Genomic DNA, 21,939 nt, shown 5'->3' with positions numbered 1-21,939 from the left:
GAAAAAAATATATTCAACAAACCGGTTGAATATTAGCCAGCCTGTTCTATATTCAACCATATGGTTAAATTATCTTCCTCACAGCTGGACGCCATTTTTCGTGCACTTTCCGACCCAACGCGGCGCGCCATACTGCGTGCGTTGGCCGGCGGTGAGCACAGCATTGGTGAACTGGCCGCGCCGCTGCAAATGTCCTTTGCCGGCGCATCCAAGCATATCAAGGCACTGGAGCTTGCTGGGCTGGTGCAGCGTACCGTGCAGGGAAGAAACCATATCTGCCGGCTTGAACCCGAGCCCATGGCACAGGCCATGCAATGGCTGAAAACCTACGAGCATTTCTGGACAGAGCGGCTGGACGCGCTGGAAATAGCGCTGCTGCAGCCCGAACCGAATCCTCCCAAGGAGTGAACTATGAACGACTACGGCATGATTATTGAAACCGGCACGCTGCGCATTCAGCGGCTGCTGCCCGGCCCGATCGAACGGGTCTGGGCCTATCTGACGGAATCCGACAAACGCGCCACCTGGCTGGCCGCCGGCGATATGAAGCTGGAAAGCGGTGCCCAGGTTGAGTTGGTGTTCCGCAATTCCGACCTGACCGGTGAGCATGAACCAACGCCGGCCAAATATAAAAACCTCAGTTGCAGCGTCAGCAACGTCGGCCATATCACCTGCCTGTTCCCGCCGCGGTTACTGAGTTTTACCTGGGCGGAACAGGGGCAGAACCGCCCTTCCGAAGTGACCTTCGAGTTGACCGAACAGGGGAACGCGGTGCTGTTGACGGTAACCCATCGTCGCCTGGCCAACCGTGACGAAATGCTCAGCGTGGCCGGCGGCTGGCATACCCATCTGGATATTCTGGTCGACCGTCTGCACGACCGGCAACCTCAGCCCTTCTGGAGTACCCACGCCAGGCTGGAAGAGGAGTACCGGGCCAGACTCTGATCACCCTTCATCCCGGCGTCTGAATGCCAGATAGCCGGTCACCAGCGTAAAACCGCCGACCAGCAACACCAACAGGATAAAACCGTGGTGATTGCTGGCCAGCGGGATCCCGCCCACGTTCATACCGAAGAAACCGGCAACGATATTGATCGGCAGTGCCAGGACGGTGATCACCGTCAGGGTGTACAGCGTGCGGTTGTTCTGCTCCATCTGCTTGGCACCAATCTCCTCTTGCAGCAGACGAATTCGCTCGGTCAGACTGGCAAGGTCGTTCAAAACCACGGTGAACTCTTCGGTGAACTGGCGTAAATCCTGCACCACGTCGCGGCTCAGCCAGGTCGGCGGCCGATTCAGTAAACGAAACAGTGCCGCCGGCTCGGGTGCCAGCAGGCGTTGAAAACGCAACAGCATGCGACGCATGCGTCCCAGCTCGGTACGGTTACGCTTCACATGATTGCTCAACAGGCGATCTTCAATGGTGTCTACATATTGGTTGGCCTGGCGTACCAACTGTTCCAACACCTCTTCCTGTTCTTCCAGCAGGTGCGCCAGCAGCTCGGTAGAGGATGCCAGTTGCAGCGGTCCCAGACGCCCCAGTAGCCGTTCAATCAAACGCAGCGGTTTGTGCCTTGCCGTGACCACCAGCCCGCTGCGGCAGTACAGCCACAGAGTGGCAATCTCCGGATTGTTCTCTTTGGGGTGAAAAATGACGTCGTTAAGCACCGCAAACAGATCATCGCCCTGTCGCTCAATGCGTGTGGTATGGGAACCGTGACGAATTTCGTCAAAGAAAAAGTCGGAAATGGCAAAGTGGTTTTTTAACCATTTTTCCGCGGCCGCATGGTTCAGGTTGAGATGCAGCCAGATAAATCCCTCCCCCGGTAACAACGCCTGCCAGGCCTGGCAAGCCTGCTGCGAAGACACTCGCTGCGGCGGCTCTGCCGTGCGGAATACATGGCCGTAAATCAGCCCGGTAACCTCATCATCAAAATCAAGTTTGTGTAATTTTTCCGCAACCGTTTGAGCCATAAACCTTTATCCTGAATAACCACACCGATTAATTAATCGGCTTTCGCCTTTATATCAACCTTTAAATGACAACGTTAATTATTTTCACTTTTCTCGATGATTAATATTAGCGTCATAAAAAAGTCACATTATTTCCCAATACTTTGATGGCAGCACTGTACAACATCGTCAGCATTCTAAATGAAGTCTATCGGGAAGGTCCTTTATGAGCGATAACAGCGCCGTTCAAGCAGGTGCGCCAACCGCGTCCAGCCTGCCAAAAATCTACCAAAAGAACAGTCGACTCACTGTTCTTTTTTTTGTTTTTTTATTAGTACTGGGGATAGCTTTTGCCGGGGTAAATTTATTTAACGACGTTAGCGATGCCGGTGCAGTATATACCAGCTACCTCCCGTTCCTTTTATTGGGATTAGCGTTGCTGATTGCGCTGGGCTTTGAATTTGTTAATGGTTTTCATGATACCGCCAATGCGGTAGCTACCGTTATTTATACCCATTCATTGTCGCCCATGGTGGCCGTGGTTTGGTCAGGGTTCTTTAACTTTCTCGGCGTGTTGCTCTCCAGCGGTGTGGTGGCGTTCGGCATCATTTCGCTGTTGCCGGTTGAGTTGATCTTGCAGGCCGGAACCGGCAATGGTTTTGCCATGGTTTACGCCCTGCTGTTCTCGGCGATTATCTGGAACCTCGGCACCTGGTGGCTCGGGCTGCCTGCCTCCTCGTCTCATACCCTGATTGGATCGATTATCGGCGTTGGGGTAGCCAATGCGCTAATCCATGGCCGCACCGGCACCAGCGGCGTCGACTGGGGTCAGGCGATCAAGGTGGGCTACGCCTTGTTGCTTTCCCCGGTGATCGGTTTTGTGTTTGCCGCCCTGCTGCTGCTGGCGCTGAAAGTCTTCGTCAAAAATCGTCAGTTGTACACTGCCCCCAAGAATGATTCGCCGCCGCCGCTGTGGATCCGCGGTTTGCTGATCCTCACCTGTACCGGGGTTTCCTTTGCCCATGGCTCCAACGACGGGCAAAAAGGCATGGGTCTGATCATGCTGATCCTGGTCGGGACCATGCCAATCGCCTACGCGCTGAACCGCTCAATGCCACCCGAGCAAATTCCACGCGTCGCGGCACTGGCGGAGGTCACCAAAAACCAACTGTTGAGCCAATTCCCGCAGGTCAGCCAGACCCCGGCGCGCGATGTGCTGACCGGCTATGTGCGTACCAGTGAACTGACCGCAGAAGTGGTCCCAGCGCTGGCGCAACTGACCGGGGCCATTGGCGATCAAATACGCCAGTACGGCTCGGTCGACAAAATCCCTGCGCAGGCGGTTTCCAACACCCGTAATGATATGTATCTGGCATCGGAAGTGATTAAACACCTGAAGTCGGAAAAACAGCTGCAAATATCCGCTGACTCGCAGCGCAATCTGGACGCACTGAAAAGCGATCTGGACAGCGCCACCCGCTTTATCCCGTTCTGGGTCAAGGTGGTGGTCGCTATAGCTCTGGGGTTGGGCACCATGGTCGGCTGGCGGCGCATCGTGGTCACCGTTGGCGAGAAGATCGGCAAAAGCCATCTGACCTACGCCCAGGGGGCCAGTGCCGAGCTGGTCGCAATGACCACCATCGGTGCAGCGGACATGTTTGGATTGCCGGTCTCCACCACCCACGTTCTGTCATCCGGCATCGCCGGTACCATGGCGGCCAACCGCTCCGGTCTGCAAATGTCCACCCTGCGCAACCTGCTGATGGCCTGGGTGTTGACGCTGCCGGCCTCGATACTGCTTTCCGCTGGGCTGTACTGGATTTTCACCCATTTCTAAAACCGGGCTAACACGGAGAATTAATCATGGCTATGCATGAATTTGATCGCGACGAAAGCTTCAACCAACGCCTGCTGCAAGAGTTTTACGACAGTTACGACGAAGAGCTGGAGATGGAGCTGGACGACCTGCGCTTTGACGATAGCGAAGTGGACAGTGACCAGAAGAAAGCCTGGCGCAAACAGTATTTCCGCGAACTGCTGCGCCTGCAGGGGGAACTGGTCAAACTGCAGGACTGGGTGATGCGCACCGGCCACCGGCTGGTGATCATTTTTGAAGGCCGAGACGCCGCCGGCAAAGGGGGCGTGATCAAACGTATCACTCAGCGCCTGAATCCGCGCACCTGCCGCGTTGCCGCGCTGCCGGCACCCAACGATCGCGAACGTACCCAATGGTATTTCCAGCGCTTTATTGCCCACCTGCCGGCAGCGGGTGAAATGGTGCTGTTCGATCGCAGCTGGTACAACCGCGCCGGAGTAGAGAAAGTGATGGGCTTTTGCAACGACGAAGAATATGAAGAGTTTTTCCGTAGCGTGCCGGAGTTCGAGAAAATGCTGACGCGCAGCGGCATTCAGATCGTCAAATATTGGTTTTCTATCACCGACGATGAGCAGGAACTGCGCTTTCTCAGCCGCATCCACGATCCGCTAAAGCAATGGAAGCTTAGCCCGATGGATTTGGAGAGCCGCCGCCGCTGGGAGGACTATACCGAGGCCAAAGAGGTCATGTTAGCGCGCACTAACATTCCTGAAGCGCCATGGTGGGTGGTTCAGGGCGTCGACAAGAAAAAGGCACGCCTGAACTGTATTCGCCATCTGCTTGAGCAACTGCCGTACGAAGAGGCGGAAGGCAATGTGATCACCCTACCGCCGCGCAAACGCAGCCCGGATTACAACCGCCACCCGGTACCCGACAATATGGTGGTGCCTGAAGTGTATTGATTGTTCCAGGGAGGCGGTACAACGCCTCCCTGACCTCTGCCGGATTATCATCCCGTTACAACGCCACCCTATTTTCTCCACATTTGCTGTGCAGACTCTTGCTGATATTCATTCACCTTTCAGGATCATAGTCACGTCTGCCATGTCTTTATTTAATTCCCTCATCCGTTTTCCCGCACGCCGCTTCAGCGCGATTCTGGTTCTCACTCTGCTGTTCATTCTGCCTGCGGCACAAGCCGCTGCGCCGCTGGCGCTGTACTCGAAATCGGTATTGGTGGTCAATCAACGAACCGGGAAAACGCTGTATCAGAAACAAGCCAATCGGGTGCAGCCTATTGCCTCGCTCACCAAATTGATGACGGCCATGGTCACGCTGGACAGTAAGCGCCCGCTGGGCAACAGAATGATGGTCACCGCCGCCGACCGTGATTTGTTGAAGAAAACCCACTCACGCCTGACGATCGGCTCTACCCTCAGCCGCCGTGACATGCTGCATATCGCGCTGATGTCGTCGGAAAATCGCGCTGCTTCGGCGTTGAGCCGCAACTATCCCGGTGGTCGCAAAGCCTTCGTGGCGAAAATGAATCAGAAAGCGCGCACCATTGGCATGAAACACGCCCGCTTCTACGATCCTACCGGGCTGACACCACGCAATGTCGCCAGTGCCAATGACCTGCTGAAAATGGTTAATCACGCCTACCGTTATCAGACCATTCGCCATTTCAGTACCGACAAACAGCAAATCGTGCGTCCTGGCCGGGGTCAGTTGGTCTACCGTAGCTCCAATGGACTGATCAATAATCCCGCCTGGAAAATCCAGTTGCAAAAGACCGGTTTCACCGACGAAGCCGGGCACTGTCTGGTGATGCGTACCCTGATTAAAGGGCAGCCGGTGGTGATCATCCTGCTCGGCTCGAAGCAACGCTACGGCCACTATAAAGACGCCATTCGTTTGAAAGCCTGGCTGGAATCCTGATCTGTTTTAGGCGCGTTAATCACGCGCCTCTTTACCGTTCTGCGCATATCTAAATACGTTTTTTATCAATGGAATATCCTATCTCCAATCAATATTAAGCCTGTGGGACCGGGCATGGTATTTGTCATCAATAAATGATGATAAAGGAGCAGGAAAATGGCTTATGCCCTGAGCGTATTGGAAAAAAGTCCGATTGCCGAAGGAGAGAGCGCCGCCCAGGCGCTGACGCGCACGCTGCATTTGGCGCAGCAGGCGGAAATTTGGGGCTACCGTCGTTTTTGGCTGGCCGAGCATCACAATACCGCGCAGCTCGCTTGCCCTTCCCCCGAAGTGTTGATCGCTTATTTACTCGGGCAAACTTCGCGCATCCGCATTGGGTCCGGCGGGGTCATGCTGCAACATTACAGCGCCTATAAGGTGGCGGAAAACTTCAATCTGCTGGCGACTCTGGCACCGGGACGGGTCGACCTGGGGGTGGGTAAAGCGCCCGGTGGGCTGCCACTCTCTACCCAGGCGCTGCAAACGGCTCACGATCAACAGAATAAACCGGACTTCCCGCAGCAGCTTGCCCAGCTCAACGCCTACCTCAATGATGACGCGCAACCCGGCCTGAGTGCCACACCGCAACCGTCGCAGCCCGCACAACGCTTCCTGTTGGGCGCCAGCAAAGAAAGCGCACAGCTGGCTGCAGAACACGGCTGGGCATTTGTATTTGCCGCGCAGCTCAATGGTAACCCGGACGATATTCAACGCGCGCTGGCGCATTACAGCGAGCAAAGCGGTGGACGCAAAGCCCTGCTGGCCGTCGCAGTGATCGTCGCCAACACCCCCGATCAGGCTCAGGCGCTGGCCGCCGGGATCCAGCAATACCGGGTGCATGTGACCGGCGGACAAAGCGTAACCGTCGGCAGCCTTGAGCAGGCAGAGAGTTATGTTCAGCAGGCCGGGGCTACCGATTACCGTATTGAGCCGCGCGAAAGCCACATCCTGCTCGGCACTGCCCAGCAGGTGCGGAGTCAGTTGGATCAATTGCAGCAGCAATATGGTGTGGAAGAGTTTGTGATAGATACGCCGATCAGCGAACCCGTCGCCCGTTTGACCTCTTTGCAACTGTTGGCGCAAGCCTGAGCCTGCCCAATCAGTTCACTACGGCACCGGCGCCGATGGCCACAGCCAGATCCTGAGCCACTGTTTCTAATTGCTCCGGGAGCAGGTTGGCGAGGCTGACACGGATCGCCGGGCCGCTTTTCAGGCGGAAGGGTTCACCGCCCTGCACCAACCAGCCGCGCTGTGCCATGATTTGGCTGGCGGCGGCTTCTGAACGCACCGGCAGCCAGATATGTACCCCTTCACCCGGCGGCAGCCGCGAACCGGTCAATGCTTGCAACCGCTCCGTCAACGCGTCTCGTCGTTGCTGGTAAGCCTGCTGCGCCCGCACCAGCAGGCCATCACGCTGCGCCTGCATCCATAATTTGGCGGCAATTTGCTGCAGAATATGGCTGACCCAGCGTTCGCGTATGTATTGATCTGCACGCATTGCCTGCAACAGTTGTGGCTTACCGCAGGCCAGCGCTATACGCAGATCCGGACTGAGGAACTTGCTCAGTGACAGCACATACAAACCATTGTCCGCCGTAAACGGCAAATTCAGTGGCTGTTGCGATAGCGGCCCCCAGAAGTCATCGACAATCGCCAGACAGCCCGGATTTTGCGTCAGGAATTCACGCCAGTCGTTGGCACGTGTAGCGCTAAGCGACATACCGGTTGGGTTCTGTGCGCGTGGCGTCAGGATCACCGCGCAACCCTGCGAACCCGCGTCCTTTTCCGGCAGACGGCAACCTTGTTCATCCACCAGCAACGGCAAGGGTTTAAGACGAAGATGCCGCAGCAGCGTCAATAACGGTGGCCAGCAGGGATCTTCCACCCATACCGAGGCCCCCGGTGCCGCATGGCTGCGCAGCGCCTTTTCGATGGCATCCAGCGCACCGGAAAACACCGCCGTCTCACCCAGTTCCGCCCCCTGTTGGCTCAACCAGTCAGCGGCAAGCTGGCATAGCGCCGGTAAATCACCGCTGATGTCATAGCCATTCTGCTGTGGGAAGACGTCGGCTGTACTCAGTGACAGTGCCGGCAGCAAGGTGCCATCCAGATTGCCGCTGGCCAAATCACCCATGCCTTCGGGAACCTGCCGAACGCTGCGTAGCGCCATCAGGGGTGGCTCCAGCACCTGGGTTCCGGCACGCCCGCGGGTAGCGACCAGCCCGGCATCGCGCAGTTTGCCATAGGCGCTGGCAACGGTATTGGGGTTGACGCCCAGTTCGCCGGCCAGTTGACGCACCGGCGGCAACAGGTCACCCGGCTGTAAATCCCCCTGCTTGATCTGCGTGCCGATCTGTTCAGCAATCTGGACAGCGCTACCGCCTTTTGCATACAATGAACTCATACATAAAACCTTTTTGTATTAGTTCAAAACAGATTACCTGTTTGGAACGGAAAAGTTAAGGGGTAAAGATGGAAAAACATTACGTGCTCGATATTCAACACGACGGCAAAGCTTTCGCCCGCTTGCAGATGTTCACCCCCTGGGCCAGCGACCAGCTGCAGCAGGCCCAGGCGCTGTTTCCTACGGAACAGGGCTACCGGTTGCATATCAGCCAGGTTAAAGAGCGTCGGATCGTTTATCAAAGCGGCATTGACGGTATCACCATCCTGGGCGATACGCTGGAACTGGAATCTTATCCCCTTGGCACGGAGGTGCAGCCATGAAGAAAGTTGTCGCTATCAGACATGTGAATTTTGAAAACCTCGGTATCCTGGGTTCACTGCTTTCGTTACGGGGCTATCAGATTGATTATTACGATGCGGGCCGTGACGATATACGTTCCATCAATAATGAGGAAACCGACCTGTTGGTGGTGCTTGGCGGCCCGATCAGCGCGGCACAACATTTTGCCGGTCAGCAGCACTATGCGTTTCTCAACGATGAATTAGCACTGGTAACACAGCGGCTGCAGCAAAAACGGCCTACGCTGGGCGTCTGTCTCGGCGCACAGGTGATGGCTCAGGCCCTGGGGGCCGATGTGGTTTCGCTCGGCGTGAAAGAGATCGGCTTCGAGCCATTAACATTGGCAGAGCATGAGGACTCGGTGCTGGCACCTCTGGCAACCACGCCGGTGCTACACTGGCATGGAGATATGTTTATGATCCCGGAGGGCGCGACTTGTCTGGCAAGTACTGAAATCTGCCCTAATCAGGCATTTGAATATCAGGACTTCGCCCTTGGGTTGCAGTTCCATCTGGAAGCCGATCATCAGGACCTGGAACGCTGGCTGGTGGGCCATGCCTGTGAACTTGAGTTGGCCGGTATTCTGCCACAGCGCTTGCGTCAACAGGCCGCTCGTTACGGTACAGAATTAGAGCAGCGCGCCCGTCAGGTATTTACGCGGTGGCTGGATAAAATCGAACCAAGGATGTTATAGATGCAACAGGTTTCTCAATTACAACCCCCACAGATTGATGTGATCAGTATTCAATCGCAGGTGGTGTACGGCAGCGTCGGCAACGGTATCGCCTATCGCACCCTGCTGAAAAAGGGGCTGGAAGCGCTACAGGTGCCCAGCGTGCTGTTCGGTTGCCCGCCCTATTATGGCGCGCCCAGCGGTGGCGTGATACCGGCCGAGTGGTTCAGCGGTTTTCTCGAGGATTTACTGACCCGTGGCGTGATGAAACGCACCCGGGCAGTGATCATCGGTTATCTGGGCGACGTCGGCCAATGCCATTTCCTGCATACCTGGTTACAGCGCGTGCGCGCTATCAATCCACAGATAAAAATTTATATCGACCCAGTGATGGGCGATTACGGTGAAGGCGTTTACGTGGATGAACGTATCGTCAGTTGTTATCGTTCCCCTTTCCTGCAACTGGCTAATGGCCTCACCCCCAACGGTTTCGAACTGGAGCAGCTTTGCGGGCATCCGTTGACCAGCCGGGAGCAAACGCAGCATGCCGCACAGGCATTATTGAATGACACCACCGAGTGGGTGCTGGTGACCAGTGCGCCGGGCGTGGCGGAAAATGACGATCAGATTGGCTTACTGTTGGTCAGCCACGACAAGGTGCAAAGCTATACCCATCCCAAGATCCAGTCGAAGGTTAAAGGCACCGGTGACATGTTTGCCGCGTTGCTGGTCAGCCATTTGTTGCACGGCAAAAACCTCAATAGTGCAATCCTGACCGCCAGCAGTGAGGTCTGCGATGTGCTGACTGAAGCGGAGCATTTCGGTTTGGAGGAAATCGGCAGCCTGCGTGCCTTGAAATAGGCCGTAGTCACGGATATACCGACATCAGTAGATGAGTATCATTCACCCTGCGTGGATTGGCTCCACACAGGGTGCTACGGATAGCTCAGAAAGCAGTAAAGGAGTCTTTATTGAGTTGTGACGATTTTTTGGTAATTAGTCTAAGAAATCATCGTTCTCTAGGTAATAAATTGCAGCATCAAGCATCTCATCTTTAGATGCCTGCTGGTTATGTTTTAGCTTGTTGATGACTATATCTTTAAATATTGGAGACTCAAGGAAAGTAGATTTATCCTCCTCCATTTCAAACTCTTCGTCATCGTTTTCGGACAGATAGTAATCTCGGTTCAATAAATCAGATTTTGAAGAAGTATCAAAATCATGATCTATAAAGATCCATCCAGAATTTGGCAAAGAATCGTACACTTTTAATAACTCAGCAAAACCGTTAATAACCTTCATATTTAATCCTTATCGTCTACAACTGGTGCCGCCACCCCACTTATTACGACCACCCAAGCCATCAGGGTGATATATCTTGTGGTAATCTCTGTGGTCAGGGCGATCAACCAGTTGCAAAGAACCGGGTACATCACCATGATGCCAAGTCGTCTCCGGTGGTGATGACCCTCTGAAATTGCCCTTACTACTCGGTTGTACATGTTTCACTACATCAGGATACTTCGTTTGCATTGTTCTTCTGAACTCAGCATCAGTCTGTAAACGATTATATACTGACTCATTTGCCCGACTAAAATGCTCTTTGTCAGTCATTGTGTACTCAGAAGAGTCCAATGTGTGCTCGTGGAAAACATGATATTTCCCTAAACCACGCTCCCTTTCACCATTATAAAGCCCCAGCGGATCCACCCATCCATAAGGATTGGGCGCATACTGGTACAGGTTCATCCCACCACTCAGGCCAATCGGATCCTGTGTGGTGAATCTGCCGACCTCCGGCTCGTAGTAACGGAACAGATTATAGTGTAATCCGCTTTCATCATCCTGATATTGCCCCGCATAGCGCAGCGGCTGGTCGTAGACAGCCCCTTTGCGGCGTTCCGCACCGGCCACCGTCTGGCCTGTTAGCTTACCAAAGATATCGTAGTAGCCGGACCAGCGCCGTCGGTCACTTCCAGCGGTGCGCTGTTGAGATCGGTGTGCAGCCAGTAGATGTTCGCCTGCGGCCCTCACCAATCTGTTCATACGGGATAACGGTGAGCTGTATCTGGCGGGAGACTGGTTGACGCAGTGCGGCCTTGCCGGGCAAGCGCTGGCGATCAGCGTAATGTCCGGCAAGGTGATCATTCAAGTACAACAAGGCAATACTCTTGCGTGGTAACAGATAAAAAAGCTGGGAGGATCTTTTCTAGATCATCCCGGCTTTCTAATAGCTATAAATCAAGAAAATCATCATTAGCGGAATAATAATTCAATGCTTCCACAAAATCATCGAGTGAAGCTGATGGCTTTTGCTCAAGAACTGAATCAACAACATCTGCAAACTGTTGACCTGAATATAAATAGTTCAAATTTTTTGAGATTACTATTTGCGGATATATCTCTTTGTCATCATCATCCACATCAGGATAATCTGCTATATAATAATTCCCATCTACTTTCAGCTGATCATCAGTCTCACCATACAAACAAAAGTTATCATCTCTTGAGTCTGTTTTTTTCATAGCAGAAATGATATCTGCCAAACTATATTGATTATCTTTATTCAACATATTTCACCTATTTAAAGTATGTTACTGATTAACAAGCTTTTCCTGTAAAGCCATCGAGCTTTCCTTTACGACCTGGATCACCCCCCCCCAAATGTCTCGCCCACCATTTCCTATCGGATGATATAAAGCATGATTAGATTTATGATCAAGTCTATCGACCAAAACCAATCTATTAATATCCTCATGATGGTGCCATGTGAAGCCTGACGGACTACTACTCTTACTACCATTTTTCATCCAATTGCTCAATTCAGGATGACGGTTGAACATATCTTTTCGGAATGCTGCATCTGTATTTAGTTGTTCAATTAAAACATCATTTGCTCTTTTAAACTGGACAGCATCACTTGAATACCTATTCGATGGATTAACTGAGTGATCAAAGAATATTTTATACATCCCATTATTAGGCCTATTAGCCAAGCCTAGAGGATCGATCCAACCTAATGGATTTGGAGCATAAGCATACAGGTTCATGCCCCCACTCAGGCCAATCGGATCCTGTGTGGTGAACCTGCCTACTTCCGGCTCGTAGTAACGGAACAGATTATAGTGTAATCCGCTTTCATCATCCTGATATTGCCCCGCATAGCGCAGCGGTTGGTCGTAGACGGATCCCTTTCCGTGTTCAGCACCCGCCTCCTTTTAACTTTACCTAACCAAAGTAAAAATATTTAAAGTTATCGGCCAGTTGTCTCGGGATAATATTCACTAACTCTTTATCGATTGCCGCTAAATAATCAGGAAAGTGGTTGAAATCTTCATCTGTAGTTTCATTGTTAAACTCATTTTCTTCAATATCAATCGATTTATTAATTGCATTAATGAAATCACACAGTGAAAGAGATAGCTGATAGTTTACTTTCTGAATGCTTCCATAAACAGGGCACTTATCATCTGAAACATCACAAAATAGAGCATCACCATTGCGATCAGCAAAAATAATATAATCCTTACTCCAACTAGGATCTTCGATACCTTGAGGGCCGATCCACCGCCATCCTACCAAGGCATCTTTCAGTTTTTCAGGCTCAAAAAACTGCATGGCAAAGTCCCCCTCCTAAAGTAGGTTTTTTTTCCATTATGATATGTTTATAAAAATGCTCAATTTGACCTGAAATACGTAGAGCAATTTTGCTTGAGGGAACCTCTACTGATGAGTAACGAATCGAGCCCATTGACTGGGAGCTGTTCTCGAACGTTTTCACTAACTCTATAAGTACTTTATCGAACGACATATCTATCCTCATCAACGTGAACAGTTACCACGTGCTCTACTTGTTACTTCTCGATCAATCAATCGGTCATTTGTAGCATTTTGTGTATTGCCCCTATTCCCCGTTAACCAGTGGACATGCTCGTTTATACCGTTTGGGTGGTTATGGGTTTGTTAGAAAACAATGTTCCTCGGATCTCTTTGCCACTTAATACCAAGAGTACCGTTGCCTTCTACAGAGTAGATGTGATGATTAGCTCTTCAACTTATAAATCCCTATTAAAATTCATACCCACATCTAAAGTATTCTTTAGTATTTCTCTAAAGAAGTCCTTAAACTCACTGTGGATTTTATAAAGATTACCGCTTTCATTTTCCTCATGAATATCAAATAGTTGTTTTTCGTCTTCTGCATGCAGATGAGTTCTGTCCCAATAATATACTCCTTCCAACCCACCCTCACAGACTAAAACAAAGTAATTTCCACCTGGATCACTTCCAATGATAAATGCATTTTTGACAAAACTAATATCATCAATATACTCTTTGTTCTGATGTCTTACCTCATTATTTTTATTTGAAATGCTCACCCCAAACAATGCATAAAATGCAATAACCTCATCATCGACAGCATCACAGTCAAGCTCACAAAAATCAGGTTGCTTAACCACAAAACCATTGTAAGAAGATAAAAAACCTCTGTAGTCATCGGGGAAATGTACCGAGAACTCCTGTTCAAGATCCTTGATCTGAGCTTCTAATAAACTACTACCGCATGAAATTGGCATATATTCTCCATACTAAGAACAAGATTTCTTTAGCTTTGAAACTCCACCCCTATGAGTGAAGCTACTATGTATGTCTTTAGGAATTTCTTGCATCGTGACTCCGTTCTGATGGTGGTGCCACGTATTAACTTCCAAGTTAGCTGGGCCATTAGGGGCTAAAGCATTCGCTTTACCAAAATCCCCTGATGGACCAAGTCGATGGTTACCTTTTAAGTCTGTAACATCAACGCGTTGTATTTCATATGGTTTAAAGTCTGGATACCCATCTGGATACCTAACTATATTGCCAACGTTATCTTGATATACCCAAGTACGGCCATCAATTTCTTGCCAAACACTCCCCCCTTTATCTACCCATTTATCTATTAATGGAGAATTTAAGGGCTTGCCTGTTAATCCCCAAGGATCCACCCAACCATAAGGATTAGGGGCATACTGGTACAGGTTCATCCCACCACTCAGGCCAATCGGATCCTGTGTGGTGAATCTGCCGACCTCCGGCTCGTAGTAACGGAACAGATTATAGTGTAATCCGCTTTCATCATCCTGATATTGCCCCGCATAGCGCAGCGGCTGGTCGTAGACAGCCCCTTTGCGGCGTTCCGCACCGGCCACCGTCTGGCCTGTTAGCTTACCAAAGATATCGTAGTAGCCGGACCAGCGCCGTCGGTCACTTCCAGCGGTGCGCTGTTGAGATCGGTGTGCAGCCAGTAGATGTTCGCCTGCGGCCCTCACCAATCTGTTCATACGGGATAACGGTGAGCTGTATCTGGCGGGAGACTGGTTGACGCAGTGCGGCCTTGCCGGGCAAGCGCTGGCGATCAGCGTAATGTCCGGCAAGGTGATCATTCAAGTACAACAAGGCAATACTCTTGCGTGGTAACAGATAAAAAAGCTGGGAGGATCTTTTCTAGATCATCCCGGCTTTCTAATAGCTATAAATCAAGAAAATCATCATTAGCGGAATAATAATTCAATGCTTCCACAAAATCATCGAGTGAAGCTGATGGCTTTTGCTCAAGAACTGAATCAACAACATCTGCAAACTGTTGACCTGAATATAAATAGTTCAAATTTTTTGAGATTACTATTTGCGGATATATCTCTTTGTCATCATCATCCACATCAGGATAATCTGCTATATAATAATTCCCATCTACTTTCAGCTGATCATCAGTCTCACCATACAAACAAAAGTTATCATCTCTTGAGTCTGTTTTTTTCATAGCAGAAATGATATCTGCCAAACTATATTGATTATCTTTATTCAACATATTTCACCTATTTAAAGTATGTTACTGATTAACAAGCTTTTCCTGTAAAGCCATCGAGCTTTCCTTTACGACCTGGATCACCCCCCCCCAAATGTCTCGCCCACCATTTCCTATCGGATGATATAAAGCATGATTAGATTTATGATCAAGTCTATCGACCAAAACCAATCTATTAATATCCTCATGATGGTGCCATGTGAAGCCTGACGGACTACTACTCTTACTACCATTTTTCATCCAATTGCTCAATTCAGGATGACGGTTGAACATATCTTTTCGGAATGCTGCATCTGTATTTAGTTGTTCAATTAAAACATCATTTGCTCTTTTAAACTGGACAGCATCACTTGAATACCTATTCGATGGATTAACTGAGTGATCAAAGAATATTTTATACATCCCATTATTAGGCCTATTAGCCAAGCCTAGAGGATCGATCCAACCTAATGGATTTGGAGCATAAGCATACAGGTTCATGCCCCCACTCAGGCCAATCGGATCCTGTGTGGTGAACCTGCCTACTTCCGGCTCGTAGTAACGGAACAGATTATAGTGTAATCCGCTTTCATCATCCTGATATTGCCCCGCATAGCGCAGCGGTTGGTCGTAGACGGATCCCTTTCCGTGTTCAGCACCCGCCTCCTTTTAACTTTACCTAACCAAAGTAAAAATATTTAAAGTTATCGGCCAGTTGTCTCGGGATAATATTCACTAACTCTTTATCGATTGCCGCTAAATAATCAGGAAAGTGGTTGAAATCTTCATCTGTAGTTTCATTGTTAAACTCATTTTCTTCAATATCAATCGATTTATTAATTGCATTAATGAAATCACACAGTGAAAGAGATAGCTGATAGTTTACTTTCTGAATGCTTCCATAAACAGGGCACTTATCATCTGAAACATCACAAAATAGAGCATCACCATTGCGATCAGCAAAAATAATATAATCCTTACTCCAACTAGGATCTTCGATACCTTGAGGGCCGATCCACCGCCATCCTACCAAGGCATCTTTCAGTTTTTCAGGCTCAAAAAACTGCATGGCAAAGTCCCCCTCCTAAAGTAGGTTTTTTTTCCATTATGATATGTTTATAAAAATGCTCAATTTGACCTGAAATACGTAGAGCAATTTTGCTTGAGGGAACCTCTACTGATGAGTAACGAATCGAGCCCATTGACTGGGAGCTGTTCTCGAACGTTTTCACTAACTCTATAAGTACTTTATCGAACGACATATCTATCCTCATCAACGTGAACAGTTACCACGTGCTCTACTTGTTACTTCTCGATCAATCAATCGGTCATTTGTAGCATTTTGTGTATTGCCCCTATTCCCCGTTAACCAGTGGACATGCTCGTTTATACCGTTTGGGTGGTTATGGGTTTGTTAGAAAACAATGTTCCTCGGATCTCTTTGCCACTTAATACCAAGAGTACCGTTGCCTTCTACAGAGTAGATGTGATGATTAGCTCTTCAACTTATAAATCCCTATTAAAATTCATACCCACATCTAAAGTATTCTTTAGTATTTCTCTAAAGAAGTCCTTAAACTCACTGTGGATTTTATAAAGATTACCGCTTTCATTTTCCTCATGAATATCAAATAGTTGTTTTTCGTCTTCTGCATGCAGATGAGTTCTGTCCCAATAATATACTCCTTCCAACCCACCCTCACAGACTAAAACAAAGTAATTTCCACCTGGATCACTTCCAATGATAAATGCATTTTTGACAAAACTAATATCATCAATATACTCTTTGTTCTGATGTCTTACCTCATTATTTTTATTTGAAATGCTCACCCCAAACAATGCATAAAATGCAATAACCTCATCATCGACAGCATCACAGTCAAGCTCACAAAAATCAGGTTGCTTAACCACAAAACCATTGTAAGAAGATAAAAAACCTCTGTAGTCATCGGGGAAATGTACCGAGAACTCCTGTTCAAGATCCTTGATCTGAGCTTCTAATAAACTACTACCGCATGAAATTGGCATATATTCTCCATACTAAGAACAAGATTTCTTTAGCTTTGAAACTCCACCCCTATGAGTGAAGCTACTATGTATGTCTTTAGGAATTTCTTGCATCGTGACTCCGTTCTGATGGTGGTGCCACGTATTAACTTCCAAGTTAGCTGGGCCATTAGGGGCTAAAGCATTCGCTTTACCAAAATCCCCTGATGGACCAAGTCGATGGTTACCTTTTAAGTCTGTAACATCAACGCGTTGTATTTCATATGGTTTAAAGTCTGGATACCCATCTGGATACCTAACTATATTGCCAACGTTATCTTGATATACCCAAGTACGGCCATCAATTTCTTGCCAAACACTCCCCCCTTTATCTACCCATTTATCTATTAATGGAGAATTTAAGGGCTTGCCTGTTAATCCCCAAGGATCCACCCAACCATAAGGATTAGGGGCATACTGGTACAGGTTCATCCCACCACTCAGGCCAATCGGATCCTGTGTGGTGAATCTGCCGACCTCCGGCTCGTAGTAACGGAACAGATTATAGTGTAATCCGCTTTCATCATCCTGGTATTGCCCCGCATAGCGCAGCGGCTGGTCGTAGACAGCCCCTTTGCGGCGTTCCGCACCGGCAACCGTCTGGCCCTGCAACTTGCCGAAAGTATCGTACTGCCCAGACCAGCGTAAATTGCCAGCGCCGTCGGTCACTTCCAGCGGTGCGCTGTTGAGATCGGTGTGCAGCCAGTAGATGTCCGCCTGCGGGCTGCTGCCGGCCTGTTCTAGCGCCGCCAGCGGCGTCCATGGGCTGGCAGGATCGTAACTCCAGGTTCTGCGTGTGCCATTGTCGCGCAGCTCTTGCAGCAAGCGATATCCCTGCCACAGGAAACAGGTGGTTTGTTCCGGTTTACCTTTGTAGCGCACCTGTTTGCGGCTGCGACGGCCCAGTGCATCGTAATGATACTGCGCCTCAAACTCTCCCTGCGGGCCACGACCATGGGCCTGTATCAGCCGGTTGTCGGCATCGTAGCGATAATGTTGTTCATACATCCCGTTGCGCCGACTGATCAGATTGCCCCAGGCGTCGTAACGGTAGAATAACTGTTGCCAGTGTGTCAGGCGGTTGCTGACAATGGGTGCCAGCGGTAAATACCTTTCGACGTCGCTGTCCGGGCCTTTTTCACCCAACAGATTATCGGCGGCGTCATACACCAGCCGGTTACCTGGCTTGCCGAGGCTCTGCTCGCGGTGCTGCAACAGACGCCCTTCGGCATCATAACCGTAGTGCACCTCGCCGCGCAGCGCATCACTGACGCCCTCAATCTCACCCCGACCGGTATAACGGAATACCCGCCACAACACGCCGTCTTCCGGTTTGGTTATCTGACCGTGGCTGAAGGTGCTGCTCTGCCAGGTTCTGCGCCCTAACGCATCATACTGGCGATGTTGCTGCAACGCGCCCTGCGTGCGGCCGGTTTCCCGGTGCAGGCGGTCACGGGTGAATTCACTCACCAGCTGCTGGTTAAACTTTGCGGCACTGGCGTGGCCGGAACCATAGTACAACCACTGCAACTGGTCTCCCTGTGGCAGGGTCAGCGTCTGCAGGTTGGCCAGCGCATCCCACTGATACTGCAACTCGCCGTTGACGCCCTGTTCCGTCAGCAGATTGCCGGCAGCATCGTATTGCAACTGCACGCGGTCGGTTTCAATACCCAACGCCGCGCCGACGGCGGTTGGCGTACGCGTCAGCGTATTCAGCCTGCCCGCAGCATCATAGTGATACTGCCATTGGGCGCTGTCATTCCCGCGCCAGACCAGTTGGCCCGCTTCGTCATATCGGAGTTGGTGCAGGCGCTGAACTGGAGATACCGACGTGTCCAGTGGGCCGGTTTCCCGATGCTCGGTCAGTTGGCCATCGGGGCCATAACGATAAAAGTGGTCGGTATTGTCTGGACGCCTCTCACCCATTATCCGGCCGACGGCATCGTGGCTGAAGTGATAGTTCCCACCGTTGCCGTTCTCAATGTTCGTCAACCAGCCCCGGTTATTGTAATGGTAGTGGCGCGTCCGGTTGATGCGGTCAGTGATGCTAACGGGTTGGCCCAGCAGGTTATACGCCCAGCGGGTTTCGCTGCCGAGCGAGTCCTGATGGCGAGCCAACTGGCCTTGCGCATTCCAGACGAACCGCTCTTCGCTGCCGTCCGGATGAAGCAACGCTTGCAGGCGACCGGCAGCATCCCAACGGTATTGGGTCAGGTGGCCTTCCGCGTCGGTACGCTGTGTCAACTGGCCGAGCACGTCATACGCATAGGCGGTGACGCTGCCGGAACAGTCGGTATAACGCGTCAACAGCCCCTGACTGTTCCAGTCAAGTCTCACCACGCCCCCCAGAGCGTCAGTGATGCGCACCGGCAAACTTTCTTCCGTATCGGGGTAGTCGTAGGAAGTTGTATTCTCCAGCGCATCAATCTGTCTGGTTAGCCGACCCTGAGTATCCCAATGCTGAAACGTCTGGCTACCGTCTGGGGAGATCACAGAGAACAAGCGGCCGCTGTTGCGGGAATACTGGTAGGTCGTTTTACGGCCGAGCGGGTCGGTTTCACTCAGCAAGCGACCATAGTTATCCCATTCGCTGTATCGTTGAGCGCCGCCCGGCAATACCACGCCACACAACTCACCCCGCTCATAGATAAATGCCGATTTACGGCCGTCAAAATCCGTAAACTGCGCCACGTTGTTGTCGTCATCCAGTTGCCACAACGCTTGTTTACCGTCATCCCGTACCGCTCGCCGCACACCACCGACAAAATCGTAGTGCAACGTCAGTTCTTCGCCGGCGCTGTGACGCCAGGCGGTGACCCGGGGTAATCCTTCAATCTCCTGCCACAGGTATTCATTGAGCAACCCATTTTGATCCTGATGGCCGGCCATCAGCCCATCACGCCAGCTAAAGCGCCGGGTGATTTCACCGGCACCATTGGTCACTTTGATCAGTTGTCCTTCATCGTCGTAGCCGTAGCTGACCAGCGACCGTTCGCCGTTTGGGGTATGCAGCAATACGCCGCTGAGGCGCAGCAGACCGTTAGCGGTAGTCAAATAGCGGCAGGTTAAGCGCTGGCCGGCACTGTCGACCAACTCAATCAGTTGGCCGTGGTCATCATAAAACAGCGAAGTGGTGTTACCGGTGGCATCGGTCAGCATAGATAACCGGCTCGGCTGTTCACCGTCCAGGCGCGGGTAGTGGTAGCTTTGCTCGCCAACATCGAACAGTTGCCAACTGCCGTCGGAGTTGTGCATCAGCCAGCATTTTTCGGCTTCGCAATAGGTTTTGTGCCCGCGCGGCACCATAGGGAAGGAAACGTAATCACCGGACGGCGCGCGCCACACCAGGCCGTCCTGGTACGGCTGCAAACTGCTCTCCCAGAACAGACTCCAGCCGCGCCCCAACACGCTGTCACCGGGGTTGCCACTGCGCCAGTAACGTTGCCAGGTTACCGGCAGACGTGATGGCAGCACAAAATCCAGTTCGTCATCGCCGGATAAAAACTTCTGGCCACTGATGATATCCACCGGGCGGGCAATGATGCCTGCGGCGGCCGTGGCGGTCATCAAGGTGCCAAAACGGCAGGCAATCCGCCCCAGTTTGTTGATGCCGGGCAGCTTGCTCAGCATTTTACCCAGTGCACCCAGTTTGCCTGCTGCACCACCGACGCCACCAACCAGTCCGGCAAACAGCAGTGTCAGGTCAGAGGCTTTGTACAGCCAGTCCGGCACTTCGGGTTTAATTGGCAGCGTGGTGACGGTTCCGCCACCAATCAACACATTGGGCGAACCCTCCATCACCTGCGCGTCGCAGTTGGTTTTGTCGCCCACGCGGGAAGCAGGTTGGTCGTTGATACTGACCTTGTCGGAGCCCTGCGCCATCTGCATGCTCGGGCCGTCATCGCTGCAGGCGACCTGGCTAAGGGTAGCGATCGCGGCAGGTTTGCCGTTGATAAATACATTGGGGGAACCGGTAACGATCTTGCCTGTCGGCGACAAGCTGCCGGCACCGGCATCGGCAATGCCGTCTCGGGCCGCGGTGGCCGCCTCCCCGGTGAGATAACCCACCGCCAGGCTGGCACCAATCAACAACACACCGACTCCGATACAGGATGCGGCCAGCCCGGCGACGAACAGGGCACCGGCCGCTACCGCTCCGGCGGCGGCGATCAGGCCACCGACTATTGTGCCGCCAATCATACCGGCCAGGGCATGAGAATGGCCGATGGTATCGCCGACGCGTGCCGCTTCACTCATAAATGTTCCTTATGGCTGACCGCTTACGTCCGGTGTCTGCTGATAGCTCTCCAAAACCTGGAGCAATAAGGTTTCATCTTGAGGAGCCAGTTTACGGGGTTGCGCAAGGGTAAATACCAGTACGCGCCCATCCGTCAGCGCGAACACCGCCTGTCGTTGCCAGATACGTTTGCCATCACGCAGATAGCTGGCATGCACAGACTCTCCAGGCAAGCCATTGCGACCTAAAGTCACAGGCTCCCGCCCCTTCAGCACCCAGCCTTTCAGGCTGAGGGACAGGGTTTCAAGCTGACGCGTAATGTAACCGTTCAGGGTTTCATCAGGTTGCAATGCATCACGGGAAATATTCAGAGAGGGGGAGATATCATCACCGGCCAACAGCACGTTGACGGTGCGATCGCTGTAACCTTCCGGCAGAGCAACGCTGCCTTCGGTAAAGGTACAACGGGAATAATCAGGCATCACGCAGAGTCCTTTTGCTTAACGAAGTCTTAAGCATCGCATAACAAAAGGACAAATGAAAATTCAATATTAATCGGCACGATTAACATTAATAGAGGGGGAGAGGATGAGGTTCCGCACCATGCCAGACCGAGTCTGGGCATCGGAACCCCTCTGGATACTGCGTTTAATGAAAGGAGATG

General features: G+C 51.4%; 24 protein-coding genes and 4 pseudogenes. 11 read left to right on the top strand and 17 right to left on the bottom strand.

Annotation, left to right across the window (positions count from 1 at the left end; translation table 11 throughout):
* Positions 1 to 60 precede the first annotated feature (60 nt).
* On the top strand, positions 61 to 408 hold the full coding sequence (locus tag FCL49_RS01765) for an ArsR/SmtB family transcription factor (protein ID WP_012145284.1): 348 nt from the start codon (positions 61 to 63) through the stop codon (positions 406 to 408).
* Positions 409 to 411: 3 nt separating this feature from the next.
* Positions 412 to 945 (top strand): SRPBCC family protein, encoded by a 534-nt coding sequence (locus tag FCL49_RS01760; protein WP_174352153.1) that lies wholly within the window; start codon positions 412 to 414, stop codon positions 943 to 945.
* Here the strand turns inward: FCL49_RS01760 and FCL49_RS01755 are convergent, their stop codons facing one another.
* A complete protein-coding gene (locus FCL49_RS01755) occupies positions 946 to 1,974 on the bottom strand; it encodes a transporter (RefSeq protein ID WP_174352152.1) in 1,029 nt (342 codons plus the stop codon). It lies immediately after the preceding gene.
* A gap of 205 nt (positions 1,975 to 2,179) precedes the next feature.
* On the opposite strand from FCL49_RS01755, the gene FCL49_RS01750 reads away from it, so the two are divergent.
* The 4 genes from FCL49_RS01750 to FCL49_RS01735 all read left to right on the top strand — a co-directional run bounded on the left by FCL49_RS01750 (position 2,180) and on the right by FCL49_RS01735 (position 6,835).
* Positions 2,180 to 3,790 carry an inorganic phosphate transporter gene (locus FCL49_RS01750; protein ID WP_174352151.1) on the top strand — a complete coding sequence of 537 codons (1,611 nt, stop codon included), beginning with the start codon at positions 2,180 to 2,182 and terminating at the stop codon, positions 3,788 to 3,790.
* 26 nt (positions 3,791 to 3,816) lie between these two features.
* Positions 3,817 to 4,731 carry a polyphosphate kinase 2 gene (gene ppk2, locus FCL49_RS01745; RefSeq protein ID WP_012145288.1) on the top strand — a complete coding sequence of 305 codons (915 nt, stop codon included), beginning with the start codon at positions 3,817 to 3,819 and terminating at the stop codon, positions 4,729 to 4,731.
* A gap of 142 nt (positions 4,732 to 4,873) precedes the next feature.
* Complete coding sequence (pbpG, locus tag FCL49_RS01740) at positions 4,874 to 5,707, top strand: D-alanyl-D-alanine endopeptidase (protein ID WP_174352150.1); 834 nt, start codon at positions 4,874 to 4,876, stop codon at positions 5,705 to 5,707.
* Between the two features lie 156 nt (positions 5,708 to 5,863).
* Positions 5,864 to 6,835: an LLM class flavin-dependent oxidoreductase gene (locus tag FCL49_RS01735; RefSeq protein ID WP_174352149.1), complete on the top strand. Its 972-nt coding sequence runs from the start codon at positions 5,864 to 5,866 to the stop codon at positions 6,833 to 6,835.
* 10 nt (positions 6,836 to 6,845) lie between these two features.
* Here the strand turns inward: FCL49_RS01735 and FCL49_RS01730 are convergent, their stop codons facing one another.
* Complete coding sequence (locus tag FCL49_RS01730; RefSeq protein WP_174352148.1) at positions 6,846 to 8,150, bottom strand: aminotransferase class I/II-fold pyridoxal phosphate-dependent enzyme; 1,305 nt, start codon at positions 8,148 to 8,150, stop codon at positions 6,846 to 6,848.
* A gap of 68 nt (positions 8,151 to 8,218) precedes the next feature.
* Between FCL49_RS01730 and FCL49_RS01725 the strand changes: the two genes are divergently transcribed.
* The 3 genes from FCL49_RS01725 to pdxY are packed head-to-tail and all read left to right on the top strand — an operon-like array spanning position 8,219 to position 10,026.
* Entirely contained in the window at positions 8,219 to 8,473 is a 255-nt protein-coding gene (locus FCL49_RS01725) for a hypothetical protein (protein WP_174352147.1), read from the top strand.
* Positions 8,470 to 9,186, top strand: a complete 717-nt coding sequence (locus FCL49_RS01720; protein ID WP_174352146.1) for a glutamine amidotransferase — start codon at positions 8,470 to 8,472, stop codon at positions 9,184 to 9,186. Before FCL49_RS01725 ends, FCL49_RS01720 begins: the two co-directional genes overlap by 4 nt.
* A complete protein-coding gene (gene pdxY, locus FCL49_RS01715; protein ID WP_174352145.1) occupies positions 9,187 to 10,026 on the top strand; it encodes a pyridoxal kinase in 840 nt (279 codons plus the stop codon). It abuts the gene before it with no gap.
* Between the two features lie 135 nt (positions 10,027 to 10,161).
* Here pdxY and FCL49_RS01710 read toward each other — a convergent pair whose 3' ends face one another.
* Together FCL49_RS01710 and FCL49_RS24740 are read right to left on the bottom strand one after the other, a co-directional pair.
* Positions 10,162 to 10,467 carry a DUF7716 domain-containing protein gene (locus tag FCL49_RS01710; protein WP_174352144.1) on the bottom strand — a complete coding sequence of 102 codons (306 nt, stop codon included), beginning with the start codon at positions 10,465 to 10,467 and terminating at the stop codon, positions 10,162 to 10,164.
* A gap of 9 nt (positions 10,468 to 10,476) precedes the next feature.
* A pseudogene (locus FCL49_RS24740) lies at positions 10,477 to 11,195 on the bottom strand (RHS repeat-associated core domain-containing protein); the annotation flags it as partial.
* Between the two features lie 53 nt (positions 11,196 to 11,248).
* On the opposite strand from FCL49_RS24740, the gene FCL49_RS01700 reads away from it, so the two are divergent.
* The gene (locus FCL49_RS01700) at positions 11,249 to 11,347 is read left to right on the top strand and encodes a hypothetical protein (RefSeq protein WP_254611031.1); all 99 of its coding nucleotides are present in this window, start codon (positions 11,249 to 11,251) and stop codon (positions 11,345 to 11,347) included.
* 52 nt (positions 11,348 to 11,399) lie between these two features.
* Here FCL49_RS01700 and FCL49_RS01695 read toward each other — a convergent pair whose 3' ends face one another.
* The 6 genes and pseudogenes from FCL49_RS01695 to FCL49_RS24735 all read right to left on the bottom strand — a co-directional run.
* The gene (locus tag FCL49_RS01695; protein WP_174352142.1) at positions 11,400 to 11,738 is read right to left on the bottom strand and encodes a DUF7716 domain-containing protein; all 339 of its coding nucleotides are present in this window, start codon (positions 11,736 to 11,738) and stop codon (positions 11,400 to 11,402) included.
* Positions 11,739 to 11,766: 28 nt separating this feature from the next.
* Positions 11,767 to 12,356: pseudogene (locus FCL49_RS24630) on the bottom strand (RHS repeat-associated core domain-containing protein); the annotation flags it as partial.
* Positions 12,357 to 12,393: 37 nt separating this feature from the next.
* Complete coding sequence (locus FCL49_RS24620; protein ID WP_174352143.1) at positions 12,394 to 12,783, bottom strand: hypothetical protein; 390 nt, start codon at positions 12,781 to 12,783, stop codon at positions 12,394 to 12,396.
* A gap of 437 nt (positions 12,784 to 13,220) precedes the next feature.
* Entirely contained in the window at positions 13,221 to 13,742 is a 522-nt protein-coding gene (locus FCL49_RS01680; RefSeq protein WP_174352141.1) for an SMI1/KNR4 family protein, read from the bottom strand.
* A gap of 12 nt (positions 13,743 to 13,754) precedes the next feature.
* Positions 13,755 to 14,153, bottom strand: coding sequence for an HNH endonuclease (locus FCL49_RS24845; protein ID WP_438827228.1), 399 nt, complete (start codon positions 14,151 to 14,153; stop codon positions 13,755 to 13,757).
* Positions 14,133 to 14,473 (bottom strand): annotated as a pseudogene (locus FCL49_RS24735) (RHS repeat-associated core domain-containing protein); the annotation flags it as partial. The pseudogene FCL49_RS24735 and the gene FCL49_RS24845, both read right to left, overlap by 21 nt.
* Positions 14,474 to 14,526: 53 nt before the next feature.
* Here FCL49_RS24735 and FCL49_RS01670 point away from each other — a divergent pair.
* On the top strand, positions 14,527 to 14,625 hold the full coding sequence (locus tag FCL49_RS01670; RefSeq protein WP_254611031.1) for a hypothetical protein: 99 nt from the start codon (positions 14,527 to 14,529) through the stop codon (positions 14,623 to 14,625).
* Between the two features lie 52 nt (positions 14,626 to 14,677).
* Here the strand turns inward: FCL49_RS01670 and FCL49_RS01665 are convergent, their stop codons facing one another.
* The 7 genes and pseudogenes from FCL49_RS01665 to FCL49_RS01645 all read right to left on the bottom strand — a co-directional run bounded on the left by FCL49_RS01665 (position 14,678) and on the right by FCL49_RS01645 (position 21,757).
* Positions 14,678 to 15,016 carry a DUF7716 domain-containing protein gene (locus FCL49_RS01665; protein ID WP_174352142.1) on the bottom strand — a complete coding sequence of 113 codons (339 nt, stop codon included), beginning with the start codon at positions 15,014 to 15,016 and terminating at the stop codon, positions 14,678 to 14,680.
* A gap of 21 nt (positions 15,017 to 15,037) precedes the next feature.
* Positions 15,038 to 15,454, bottom strand: coding sequence for an HNH endonuclease (locus FCL49_RS24840; protein ID WP_438827227.1), 417 nt, complete (start codon positions 15,452 to 15,454; stop codon positions 15,038 to 15,040).
* Positions 15,434 to 15,634: pseudogene (locus FCL49_RS24835) on the bottom strand (RHS repeat-associated core domain-containing protein); the annotation flags it as partial. The gene FCL49_RS24840 and the pseudogene FCL49_RS24835, both read right to left, overlap by 21 nt.
* A gap of 37 nt (positions 15,635 to 15,671) precedes the next feature.
* Positions 15,672 to 16,061, bottom strand: coding sequence for a hypothetical protein (locus tag FCL49_RS24560; protein ID WP_174352143.1), 390 nt, complete (start codon positions 16,059 to 16,061; stop codon positions 15,672 to 15,674).
* 437 nt (positions 16,062 to 16,498) lie between these two features.
* Positions 16,499 to 17,020: an SMI1/KNR4 family protein gene (locus FCL49_RS01655; RefSeq protein ID WP_174352141.1), complete on the bottom strand. Its 522-nt coding sequence runs from the start codon at positions 17,018 to 17,020 to the stop codon at positions 16,499 to 16,501.
* A 12-nt stretch (positions 17,021 to 17,032) separates the two neighbouring features.
* A complete protein-coding gene (locus FCL49_RS01650) occupies positions 17,033 to 21,295 on the bottom strand; it encodes an RHS repeat-associated core domain-containing protein (protein ID WP_174352140.1) in 4,263 nt (1,420 codons plus the stop codon).
* A 9-nt stretch (positions 21,296 to 21,304) separates the two neighbouring features.
* Positions 21,305 to 21,757 (bottom strand): DcrB-related protein, encoded by a 453-nt coding sequence (locus FCL49_RS01645; protein ID WP_174352139.1) that lies wholly within the window; start codon positions 21,755 to 21,757, stop codon positions 21,305 to 21,307.
* Positions 21,758 to 21,939 lie beyond the last annotated feature (182 nt).

The sequence above is a fragment of the Serratia proteamaculans genome, from assembly GCF_013337185.1.
In the GTDB taxonomy this organism is placed as follows: Bacteria; Pseudomonadota; Gammaproteobacteria; order Enterobacterales; family Enterobacteriaceae; genus Serratia; species Serratia proteamaculans_D.
Note: the sequence above shows the minus strand (reverse complement) of the source record. Positions and strands in the feature narration are given on the sequence as shown.